The sequence below is a fragment of the Pseudomonas sp. BJP69 genome (genome assembly GCF_007633355.1).
GTDB lineage: Bacteria > Pseudomonadota > Gammaproteobacteria > Pseudomonadales > Pseudomonadaceae > Aquipseudomonas > Aquipseudomonas juntendi.
Genome location: NZ_CP041933.1, coordinates 132206 through 143714, shown reverse-complemented (window position 1 = coordinate 143714; position 11509 = coordinate 132206). Strand labels below are relative to the sequence as shown.

Sequence of the window (11509 nt, the reverse complement as noted above, 5' to 3'; positions counted from 1 at the left end):
AGCGCCGCGTGGAATCCGAAGTCAGTCGAGTCCAACTCAGCCACGATCCACGCAGTCAGCATGACGATCCGTTGCTGGATAGTCTGCTGAGCCTGTGTGTCCTGCACCAGAAACCCGCCAGCCGGGTGATGCTGACCACAGGCCTGCCGCTGCCCGCCCAGCGCCTGAGCCCCGAGCTGCTGCCCCGCGCCGCCGCCCGCGCCGGCCTGCAAGGGCGCCTGCTGCAGCGCAAACTTGAGCAGATCCCGACTATAGCCATGCCGGCCATGCTGCTGCTCAAGGAGGGCCGCAGCGCCGTTCTGCTGGGCTGGGAGAACGAAGATACCGCCCGCCTGTTGCTTAGCGAAAGCGACGGCGGCGAGGTGCACGTCAGCCGCGAAGCCCTGCTCGGCGACTACAGCGGCCGTGTGTTCTTCGCACAGCCGCAGCACAAGTTCGACGTCAACCACGGCAACCTGATCCCGCGGGCGAAGTCGTGGTTCCGCGACACGCTGTTGCGCAGCAAGTGGCTGTACATCGATGCCATCGCCGCCAGCCTGGTGATCAACCTGATTGCCCTTGCCGCCCCGCTGTTCGTGATGAACGTGTATGACAGGGTGGTACCCAACCAAGCTACTTCGACGCTCTGGGTATTGGCCATCGGTATCGCCGGCGCCTATATCTTCGATTTGATTCTCAAAGGCCTGCGCGGCCTGTGCCTGGACCTGGCCGGCAAGAAAACCGACCTGATCATCTCGGCAACGCTGTTTGAACGTATTGTCGGCATGTCGATGAAATACCGGCCGGCGAGGGTCGGCAGCTTTGCCCAGAACATTCACGAGTTCCAGGGCCTACGCGACTTCCTTGCCTCGCTGACCCTGACCAGCCTGATCGACCTGCCCTTCACGATCCTGATCCTGATCGTGATCGCCATCATTGGCGGGCACCTCGTATGGATTCCGATCATCGCCTTCCCCCTGGCCCTGGGTATCGGCTATGCCCTGCAGCGGCCGTTGATGGCAACCATGGAGCGAACCATGGCGCTAGCCTCTGAGCGCCAGTCCAGCCTGATCGAGACATTGGCCGGCCTGGATGCGGTCAAGGTCAACAATGCCGAAAGCGAACGCCAATACATGTGGGAGCAGACCCTTGGCACCCTCAGCCGTCTGGAGCTGCGTGTGAAGGTGCTGTCGAGCCTGGCGATGAACATCACCCTGCTGATACAGCAGTTGGCAGGCGTGGCAATGATCTGCGTCGGCGTGTACCTGATCATCGACGGCAACCTCAGCATGGGTGGCCTGGTAGCGTGCTACATGCTCAGCGGCCGTGCCCTGGGCCCGCTGGGCCAGCTCAACGGCCTGCTCGCGCGATACCAGCAAGCCAAGGTGACCATGGTCTCCACGGACCACATGATGGAGCTGCCGCAGGAGCGCAATTTCGAAGAGCGCCCACTGAGCCGCAAGGTACTGCAGGGCAGCGTGGAGTTTCGTGGGGTCGACTTCACCTACCCGAACCAGCAGAACATGGCGCTGAAGAACATCAACCTGACCATACGCCCCGGCGAGAAGGTCGGCATCATCGGCCGCAGTGGTTCGGGCAAGAGCTCACTGGCCAAGCTCATCGTCGGCCTGTACGAGGCCGACGGCGGGTCGCTGCTGGTGGACGGTGTGGACATCCGCCAGATCGACGTCAGCGAATTGCGCCATAACGTCGGCTACGTCCCGCAGGATATCCAACTGCTGGCGGGCACCCTGCGTGACAACTTGGTCAGCGGTGCGCGTTACATCGAGGACGAACTGATCCTGCAGGCCGCTGAACTGGCTGGCGTACATGAATTCGCCCGGCTGCACCCGGACGGCTATGAGCTGCAGGTAGGCGAACGCGGGCAGAACTTGTCCGGCGGTCAGCGGCAGAACGTTGCCCTGGGCCGTGCGCTGCTGCTCAACCCGCAGATCCTGCTGCTGGACGAACCCACCAGTGCCATGGACAACACCGGTGAAGAGCGCCTCAAGCAACGTTTGCAGGCGGTGGTGGAAGGCAAGACAGTACTGCTCGTCACCCACCGTGCCTCGCTGCTGTCGCTGGTAGACCGCTTGATCGTGATCGATCGCGGGCAGATTGTCGCCGACGGCCCGAAAGCCGCGGTCATGGACGCGCTGAAGAAGGGGCAGATCAGTGTTGCATAAGCTGGATATCGGGCAGTTCAAGGATAGCTTGCGGCGCTATTTCAAAGGCTCCGAGTCACTGGGCGGCCAACCGCTGCCAGAGGTCAACAAGGCCCTGATCGAGGATGCCCCACGGGTGGTGCGGCTGACTATCTGGGGCGTCATCCTGTTTTTCGTGTTCCTGATCGTGTGGGCCAGCGTGGCCCCCATTGACGAGGTCACCCGAGGTGAAGGCAAGGCCATTCCGTCGTCCAAGGTGCAGAAAATCCAGAACCTGGAGGGTGGCATCGTCGCCGAGATCTTCGCCAAGGAAGGGCAGATTGTCGAAGTGGGCCAGCCGCTATTGCGCCTGGATGAAACCCGCTTCGCCTCCAACGTGGGTGAAACCGAGGCCGACCGACTGGCCATGGCCCTGCGTGTCGAGCGCCTGAGTGCAGAGGTGCAGGACAGCCCACTGAAAATCGACGAAGCCTTGCGCAAGGCGGCACCCAGCCAGGCTGCCAGCGAAGAGTCGCTGTACCAGAGCCGGCGCCAGCAGCTGCAGGACGAGATTGGCGGCTTGCAGCAGCAGTTGGTCCAGCGCCAGCAGGAACTGCGCGAATACAGCTCCAAGCGCGCCCAGTACGCCAACAGCCTGGAGTTGCTGCGAAAGGAAATCAGCATGTCTGAACCGCTGGTGGCCACCGGCGCGATTTCCCAGGTCGAGGTGCTGCGCCTGCGCCGTGCCGAAGTGGAAAACCGTGGTCAGCTGGACTCCACGGCACTGGCCATTCCTCGCGCAGAGGCGGCCATCCGCGAGGTGCAGAGCAAGATCGAAGAGACCCGCGGCAAGTTCCGCAGTGAAGCGCTGACCCAGTTGAACGAAGCGCGCACCGAGCTGAACAAGGCCACCGCAACCAGCAAAGCGCTGGACGACCGGGTAAACCGCACGCTGGTGACCTCGCCCGTGCGAGGTATCGTCAAGCAGCTGCTGGTGAACACCATTGGCGGGGTTATCCAGCCAGGTAGCGACATCATCGAAGTGGTACCGCTGGACGACACGCTGGTGATCGAGGCGAAGATCCTGCCCAAGGACATCGCATTCCTGCACCCTGGCCAGGAAGCCACAGTCAAATTCACAGCCTATGACTACACCATCTATGGCGGGCTCAAGGCCAAGCTGGAGCAGATCGGTGCCGACACCATCACAGATGAAGACAAGAAGACCACGTACTACCTGATCAAGCTGCGCACTGATCGCAGCCACCTGGGCACCGATGAGAAGCCCCTGCTGATCATCCCAGGCATGGTGGCAACGGTGGATATCATGACCGGCAAGAAGACCATCATGAGCTACCTGCTCAAGCCGATCATGAAGGCACGTTCGGAAGCACTGCGCGAGCGCTGATCAAGGGCTGTGAGGGCTAACAGCAAGAGCGGCCTTGCGTCGCGACAGGGGCCGCACTGCGGCCCTTTCACAACACCAGGCTGCTCCCTCCCTGATGCGATCAGCGCCAGGGCGCAGGCTCGCCAACCAGCTGCCCCTGTATTCCGCCTACGCCCATCTCCTGCAGTACCTTGCGCTCCCCTTCGGTCTCGACCCGTTCTGCGATCAATGGCAAATCAATGCTGTGCGCGGCCCGCTGGATCGCTTCGATGAACAGCCGCTTGTGCTGCTCGTGGTCGATGTTACGGATGTAGCTGCCGTCGATCTTGAGGTAGGCCAAGCCCAGATGGGCCAAGTTGCCAATCATGCTGAAGCGCCCGCCGAAACGCTGCAGCGCCAGGCCGAAGCCTAGCCCGTGCAGCCGCCGGGTGAGCTGTTCCAGGGCGGCCTGGTCAGGCAGTTGCTCTTCGCCGATTTCAAACACCAGGCGCGGGCCCAATGCTGCGTTCTGGCCTAGCAGCTCGAAGACCCGCTGCAGCGCCTTGGCGTCGCCAAGGGTGGCTGCGGAGAGGTTGAGCGCCACCACCTGATCGTGCCCGCGCAGGTGGGCCAGTACTTTCTCCAGTACCAGTACGTCCAGCCGCGGCATCCAGCCAAAGCGTTCCAGCCAAGGCAGGAAGCGCCCTGCGGGCAAGGCCTCGCCCTGCCCGTCCTGCAAGCGCGAAATCACCTTGTGGTGCAGTACCCGTTGCGCTGTGGCGGTGTCCACCACCGGTTGGAAGAACAACTCGAAGCGGCCATTGTTGAAAGCCTGGTCCAGGCGCTCGTGCCACGCATGCTGGCTGTCCGCTGCTACGGCGGCAACGCCTTGTTCAAGGCACACCCACCCAGGGGTTGGCTGGTTCTCGGCGCGGGCCAGGGCTTCGTCGGCGAGCTTGAGCAGCGCCTGTGGCGCGTCACCAGGGCTATAGGGTGCAAGGCCGATGCAGGCCACCGGGTGAACATCACTGGCGCCGGTTTCATGCAGGCTGAGCAGGGTCGCTTCCAGCGCCTGGGCAAGCTGTACCGCCTCTTCATGCACCATGCTCGGCGCCAATACGGCGAACTCGCCGCCGCGGCTGCGGGAAATCAGGTCTTTGGTTTCCGGGAAACTGGCACAGGTACGGCGCAACTGCTCCCCCACCGCCTGTAGCAACTGGTCGGTGCGCTGACCGCCCAGGCGGGCGTTCAAACCGGCCAGGCCTTGTACCCGCAAGAGCAGCAAGTAGCCGGCGCGGGCCTCTTCCAGATTACTGACCCGGGTGTTCAGCTGCATCTCGAAATAACGGCGGTTGGACAGCCCGGTGAGGCTGTCCTGGTAGGACTCTGCCCGCAGCCGCTCACTGCGCTCGGCCTGTTCGGTAAACAGCCCCTTGAGCTTTTCAACCATCTGGTTCATGGCCTGCACGACCCGGCGCAGCTCCGGGGTACGCGGCAGCTCTGGCAGGCTCAGGAATTCGCGGCGGGCGATGGCATGGGACTGCTCGACCATATAGTCCAGCGGGCGCAGCTGGCGGCGCAATAACAAGGCACCGAGCACGGCACTGGCGGCACCACACAACAGCAGCCAACCCAAGCTGCCCAGAGCGCTCTGCCAAAGTTTGGCGATGGCGAACATCGGATGGCTGACCACTTCGACGCGCGCGGCCTGCTGCCAGCCGCGGCTGACGATGGCATCGCCACCTGCGGCTTCAAGGCCGATCAAGCGCACGAACCACTGTGGCACGCCGCCGGGGTCCGGCTCGGCGTGGCGCTCCACCAGTACCGCATTTGAGCCCAAGTCGACAACTTTGATGCTTGCGTAGTAACCACTGTCGAAGATTGAGCTGACCATCAGCTCGACCATCGCCGGGTCGTCGATGTTCGGCGTCAGCGACAGCGCCAGCGCGGTCGCCGCATCCTGGGCATGCGAGCGCAGCTGGTTGACATACTGGCTGCGTGAGCTTTCCAGGCTGACCATGAAACTGCCACTGAAGGCGACCACCAGGAACAGGCAAATGGCCAACAGCAATTGTTTGAACAGTGACATCTGTGCTCCTTCAATAGACCGGTTCGGCCGGGAAGCCTTCGGCCTGCATTTTCTTCAGCAAATCCTGCCAGCGGGAAAGCCGCTTGGTATCACCGACCTTTTTGTTGCCTGCGGCCCCCGTCAGCCACAACCCCTCGCCATTGAAGGCATAGACCGGCAACAGGTCGGTTCGTTGGCTGGCAGGTTTGATGGCGTCCATCAGGCTATCGAGGACCAATGGCTGGGCCTGTGGGCTTGAATAATAGGTCAGGACCATGTGCGCTCGGTTCTGCCGCAACGCCTTGACGTAGGTGATACGCAGCTTTTCGCTGGCAATACCCATGCGCCGCAAGCTGAAATACTTGGCTATGGCGTAGTCCTCGCAGTCACCGGCCCCTTTGATGAGTGCCTGCACCGGTGTGGCCCAGTAATCGACCTCCTGCCACAGGTCGATGTCCTCGACATAACGCAGTTGCTGGTTGAAAAAGCGGTTCACCACCTGCAACCGTTCCAGCTCGCTGCCTTGGGCCTGCGTTGCCATCAGGCGCTGCCAGGCGTCGATACGACCCTGCCCCGCGCCCAGCGGGCCATACAAAGCCTGGGACTTGCGGCTGATCTGGGAAAAGTCCCAATCCGCGTGCAAGCCGCCCAGCAGCAGACCGCCCAGCAGCACGGCAAGGAAGGCAGGTCGCACAAGGCGTTTGAGCATCCAGGATATCGCCACTGCGAAGCCCTGTTCAGGCCAGTCGAAAGCAGCGATGGTGGGGCTTGCCAAGGCAAAAGACAATGGCACCCTGCAATCATTCACCCGCTGGTCAGCTTGCACCCTCTTTATGACTATATCCTTTTATAGGCTGCTTCCTTTGGCAGGCGACTTCATCCACCATAGCCGCGCCTTGTGGGGTGCTACTGGCGCTATCGACCGAGTTTGACACCCTGACAGGCAGTTACTAGTGTAATTGGATCCAACTTTAGTCATCGTTAAGGCAGGCTTTACGTGGCCGAGAAACTCAAACTGAGCAATGTGTTGGCCAGCGAGCAACTGTTGCCGCACCAGGCTCGTGGCGTGATCGAAGAACGCCTGCGCAGTGCCATTCTCGACGGTCGCTTGCCCCCTGGCACCGCCGTGCGCCAGCAAGAGCTGGCCAGCTTGTTCGGGGTGAGCCGCATGCCTGTACGCGAAGCCTTGCGCCAGCTGGAAGCGCAATCACTGCTGAAAGTGGAAATGCACAAGGGCGCCGTGGTTGCGCCCTTGATCGGCGAGGACGCGGTAGACACCTACGCGCTGCGCATACTGCTTGAGAGCGAGGCGCTACGCCAGTCCATCCCGTTGCTGGAGCCCAGCGACATCGCCCAGGCACGCGGCTACATCCAGCAGTTGGAGAATGAAACCCGCCACGCTGAAATCGGCCGGCTAAACCGTCTGTTGCACATGGCCTTGTACAGCAAGGCAAAAAACAAGAAGTTGCTACGCCTGATCGAAGACGAGCTCAACGAGGAGGAACGCTTTTTGCGCTTCCACCTCTCCTCCATGGGGCTGGGCAAGCTCACCCAGGATGATCACAACGCATTGGTCAACGCAGCCAGTGACAAGCACGTCGAAGAAGCCATTGCCGTGCTGGAGCGACACCTGAACAGCGGCGCAAGGGTGATCCGCAAATACCTGGATGGCCAACCGCGACACTAGTGTGCGTCCGCCAATGCGCCGCTGGAAAACGCACAGGTTGCAAATTATGGCGCCACCGCCAACAATGAGACTAATTATCATTAATGTCCATTGTTGATACCTCGCCCATGCCCAGCGACGACTCCGTGCAAACGCTTTACAGTGACCACCACGGCTGGCTGCATGCCTGGCTGCGCAGCCAGCTGGGCAACGCCGCTGATGCTGCCGACCTGGCCCAGGACACCTTCCTTCGCCTGTTACAGCGCCGTGAGCAACTGCACTTGAACACGCCACGTGCGTTTCTGCGCAAAGTTGCACGCGGGCTGGTGATCGATCATTGGCGTCGCGAGGAGCTACACAAGGCGTACCTCGAGGCCTTGTCCCATCTGCCAGAAGCATTGGCGCCTGCGGCTGAAACCCGCGAACTGTTGCTGGAGTTGCTGGAGCGCATCGCGCGCATGCTCGATGGCCTGAAACCCAAAGTGCGCCGGGCTTTCCTGCTCGCCCAGTGCGAGGGGCTGAAGCACCAGGTCATCGCTGACCAGATGGGTATCTCCGTGCGTACCGTGGAGCGCTACATCGCCGATGCGCTCTACCACTGCTACGTGCTGCGCTATCAGGATGAATGCTGACGCCATGGCTGCTGCACAACCCGGAACACAAGCGGTCAAGCAGGCCATTCACTGGATGTTGAGGCTGCGCGAGAACGGGCACGATGCCGCCCTGCAACAGCAATGCGTGCAGTGGCGCGCGGCCCGCCTAGAGCATGAGCAAGCCTGGCAACGGGTGATGCAGATGCACCAGGATCTCGACCTGCGCGGCATTCCCGGTGCCGGTTTGGCCTTGCAGACCCTTGAAACCAGCCAGCGTCGGCTGCACCGTCGCCAGGCGCTGAAACTGCTGGGTGGCACGGCCATGGTCGGCGCAGCGGCATGGCTGGGCCGAGACCTGGATGGGCTCAGCTACTGGGCCGCCGACTACGCCACGAGCATGGGTGAACGCCGCAGCTTCACGCTGCCAGATGGCACTCTGATGCAACTCAATACAGACAGCGCCGTAGACCTGGCCTTCGACGAACAGCAGCGACTGGTTCGCCTGAAGCAGGGGGAAATGATGATTACCTGCGGCCAGGCAACCACGGCGCAGCGCCCTCTGCTGGTACAAAGCCGCGATGCCTTGCTTGAAGGGTTTGCCGGGCACTTCGTGGTACGCCAGGACAGCGACTGTACGCACGTCAGCGTCGGCACTGGCAGGGTAGCGATCCACCAGCCTGGTACCGGCCCGCTGCAGTGGATCGAAAGCGGCCAGAACTGGCGCCTGGACGCACAGGGTGCGCAGCGTCTGCAGCACGTGGACATGGACGCAATGGCCTGGAGCGAGGGACTGATCGTTACCCGGGACATGCGCCTGGCGGACTTCCTCGCGCAGGTCAGCCGCTATCGCCGTGGTTACCTGGGTTGCAGCGAAGCGGTTGCCGGCTTGCGCCTCTCAGGGGTCTTCCGCCTTGAAGACCCGGAGCTTTTGCTGCAGCTACTCCCCCAGACGCTGCCAGTGAGGCTGCGCCAACGCACACGCTGGTGGGTCCGCGTGGAAAGCCTGGCTTGAGCAGGCGGCACATGCAGGTGTGGCCGTAGGGCGGTGCCAGGTATTTTGGCGGGTTTTGAATGGAAGTCCGGCTAGGACAGTAAGCAACACCTTCCGCCCTCAACAGCCCTACGGACTTGAACATGTCTAACGACACCGTGCACGTATGCACACTCAACGCGAATGATTTTCGACCTGTCTTGCACTCAGCATTGTTACGCAATGCAGTGCGGGCAGCTGTACTTGGCACGGCCCTGGGCCTGAGTACTATTCCACTGGCCGCCATGGCGGCGGAAACAGCCCAGGTCAGCCAGCACTATTCCATACCTGCAGGCCAGCTGGACGATGTGCTCAGCCAGTTCGCCCGCCAAGCCGGCATCACACTGTCGAGCACGCCGCAGCTCACCAACGGTTTGCAGTCCAGTGGCCTCAATGGGCAATACGCCACCGAACAGGCTCTGCGCCAACTCCTCAATGGCAGTGGTTTGCGAGCTGTCAGCCAAGGGGGGCACAGCTACGTGTTGCAAGCGCAGCCGCTGGACGCAGCGTTGTCGTTACCAGACACCGACGTCCGCGGTTTCAGCCTGGGTAATGCGCTGGGTAGCACCGAGGGCTATAACGCGACCCACAGCCAAGTGGCGACCAAGACCAGCATGCCGCTTGTGGAAACATCGCAATCGGTGTCTGTGGTGACCCGCCAGCAGATCGACGACCAAGGGTCACAGACCGTCGCCCAGGCCATGCGATATACACCCGGGGTGCTAACCAACCCCTACGGTGCCACGCACCGCTATGACTATGTGGCGATGCGCGGCTTCAACGACGGCTCGGTAGACAACATCTACGTCGACGGGCTCAAATCCATGGGCGACAACGGCACCTACAGCACCATGCAGGTGGACCCGTATTTCCTGGAGCGCATCGACATCCTCAAGGGGCCGTCCTCGGTTCTGTACGGCCGCAGCTCACCAGGTGGGCTGGTCGCGTTGACCACCAAGAAACCGCTGTTTTCCGCCTACCATCAGGTACAAGCTACGGTCGGCACCCAGGGCCAGCGCGGCATGGGCTTCGATTTCAGCGGCCCGGTGGATGAAGACCAGCGTATCGCCTATCGCCTGACGGGCCTGGCGGATGCCTCTGATACGCAGTTCGACCACAACAAGGAAGAACGCTACGCCATTGCTCCCGCGATCAGCGTGGACTTCAGCGAAGATACTTCGCTGACCTTGCAGGCCTATCTGCAGCACGACCCCAACGGCGGCTACCACGGCGGTAACCCGGCAGACGGCATGCTGCACCCGCGTAATGGCTTGCGCCTTTCCGATCACTTCTTTGAAGGCGAAACGGGTATCGACAGCTACGAACGCACGCAACAGTCGTTCAGCTATCAGTTCGAGCACCGCTTCAATGACATCTTCACCGCTCGGCAGAACTTCCGTTACCAGGATTCCGATGTGTCGATGGACCAGGTTTATTCCGCCGGTTGGGCAGATGCCGAAAGCAATATCCTTAACCGCGCCTACACCGGCGGCGACGAGCGGCTGCACTCGTACATCATCGATAACATGCTGCAGGCAGAATTCTTCACCGGCGCCGCCAAGCACACCCTGCTAATGGGCACGGACTACCAGCGGCGCAAAGCTGACGTTGAATGGCGTTACGGTACCGTAAACCCGTTGGACGCCGGCAACCCGCAGTACGGTAATGGCAACCTGCAGCTGCTGGGAGAAAACCGCTATCAGCGCCGTTTGCAGCAAACGGGGGTATACCTGCAGGATCTGGTGGAGCTTGATCAGTGGCGCTTTTCCCTGGGGCTGCGTCAGGACTGGGTGAAGGTGTCCGAACAGAACCGTGACAGTGATACCAAGGTGAATGACCAGCGCTCGAAGTTCACAACGCGTGCCGGCGTGCTTTACCTGTTCGAAAATGGTATTGCGCCCTATGTCAGTTACTCGGAGTCATTCAACCCGAATACCGTCTCCGATCAGGATGGCCGGCCTCTGGCACCTACCGAGGGTACGCAGTGGGAGGCGGGCATCAAGTATCAACCCAGCGGCAGCGACAATTTGTTCACCGCGTCGGTATTCCGCATCGAGCAAGAGAACCTGGCGTCGAAACAACCGAACGAAGACTTCTATCGCGCTGTAGGTCAAGTGCGCTCGCAGGGCCTGGAGCTGGAGGCACATGTGCAGCTCAGCGACAGCCTGAAGCTGCTGGGTGGCTACACCTTTACCGATATCGAGTATTCCAAGTCGATGCCGAGCCTGGTGTCGGGTAACCTGGACAACAAGGGCAACTCGCCGACTCAGGCGCCAAAGCAGATGCTCTCGCTATGGGCTGACTACAACTTCCACCAAGGGGCCCTGGATGGCCTGCGGCTGGGCGGCGGCGTGCGTTATGTGGGCTACAGCTGGGTGGATGCGGAAAACAGCATGAAGGTGCCCTCCTACACGCTGTTCGATGCTTCCGTGGGCTATGACCTGGGCAAGGTCGGCCTGACCGGTTTAGATGTGCGCCTGAATGCCAATAACCTCACCAATGAAAGCTACATCACTTCATGTGCCAGCCTGAACTACTGCTACATGGGTGAAGAGCGCAATGTGAGTGCAACCGTGAGTTATCAGTTCTAGGCAGATGGCCAGGGCTGTTTGGCACTTTCACCACAGCCCCTGTACCTGAAAAGACAAAGCCCCTGTCTGCAT

Annotated in this window: 8 protein-coding genes; 6 read left to right on the top strand and 2 right to left on the bottom strand. The window is 61.3% G+C overall.

The features are described from left to right. Nucleotides 1-8: 8 nt before the first annotated feature. Together FPB55_RS00665 and FPB55_RS00660 are read left to right on the top strand one after the other, a co-directional pair. Nucleotides 9-2165 carry a type I secretion system permease/ATPase gene (locus FPB55_RS00665; protein ID WP_029886243.1) on the top strand — a complete coding sequence of 719 codons (2157 nt, stop codon included), beginning with the start codon at nt 9-11 and terminating at the stop codon, nt 2163-2165. Continuing rightward, nucleotides 2155-3531, top strand: coding sequence for an HlyD family type I secretion periplasmic adaptor subunit (locus FPB55_RS00660; protein ID WP_009685658.1), 1377 nt, complete (start codon nt 2155-2157; stop codon nt 3529-3531). The genes FPB55_RS00665 and FPB55_RS00660 overlap by 11 nt, the downstream gene beginning before the upstream one ends. A gap of 100 nt (nt 3532-3631) precedes the next feature. On the opposite strand, the gene lapD is transcribed toward FPB55_RS00660, so the two are convergent. Together lapD and lapG are read right to left on the bottom strand one after the other, a co-directional pair. Next, a complete protein-coding gene (lapD, locus tag FPB55_RS00655; protein WP_144187339.1) occupies nt 3632-5578 on the bottom strand; it encodes a cyclic di-GMP receptor LapD in 1947 nt (648 codons plus the stop codon). Nucleotides 5579-5588: 10 nt separating this feature from the next. After that, nucleotides 5589-6350, bottom strand: coding sequence for a cysteine protease LapG (lapG, locus tag FPB55_RS00650; RefSeq protein ID WP_172828432.1), 762 nt, complete (start codon nt 6348-6350; stop codon nt 5589-5591). 204 nt (nt 6351-6554) lie between these two features. Between lapG and FPB55_RS00645 the strand changes: the two genes are divergently transcribed. From FPB55_RS00645 to FPB55_RS00630, 4 genes are all read left to right on the top strand, one after another. Beyond that, complete coding sequence (locus FPB55_RS00645) at nt 6555-7244, top strand: GntR family transcriptional regulator (RefSeq protein WP_009685655.1); 690 nt, start codon at nt 6555-6557, stop codon at nt 7242-7244. Between the two features lie 107 nt (nt 7245-7351). Further along, nucleotides 7352-7855: a sigma-70 family RNA polymerase sigma factor gene (locus FPB55_RS00640; RefSeq protein ID WP_144189578.1), complete on the top strand. Its 504-nt coding sequence runs from the start codon at nt 7352-7354 to the stop codon at nt 7853-7855. Between the two features lie 4 nt (nt 7856-7859). Further along, nucleotides 7860-8828, top strand: a complete 969-nt coding sequence (locus FPB55_RS00635) for a FecR domain-containing protein (protein WP_144187338.1) — start codon at nt 7860-7862, stop codon at nt 8826-8828. A gap of 122 nt (nt 8829-8950) precedes the next feature. Continuing rightward, the gene (locus FPB55_RS00630) at nt 8951-11437 is read left to right on the top strand and encodes a TonB-dependent siderophore receptor (RefSeq protein ID WP_144187337.1); all 2487 of its coding nucleotides are present in this window, start codon (nt 8951-8953) and stop codon (nt 11435-11437) included. Nucleotides 11438-11509 lie beyond the last annotated feature (72 nt).

Coding starts and splice junctions, on each gene's coding strand:
- lapD (WP_144187339.1), bottom strand. CDS start 5,578: ATGTCACTGTTCAAACAATTGCTGTTGGCCATTTGCCTGTTCCTGGTG.
- FPB55_RS00640 (WP_144189578.1), top strand. CDS start 7,352: ATGCCCAGCGACGACTCCGTGCAAACGCTTTACAGTGACCACCACGGC.
- FPB55_RS00635 (WP_144187338.1), top strand. CDS start 7,860: ATGGCTGCTGCACAACCCGGAACACAAGCGGTCAAGCAGGCCATTCAC.
- FPB55_RS00630 (WP_144187337.1), top strand. CDS start 8,951: ATGTCTAACGACACCGTGCACGTATGCACACTCAACGCGAATGATTTT.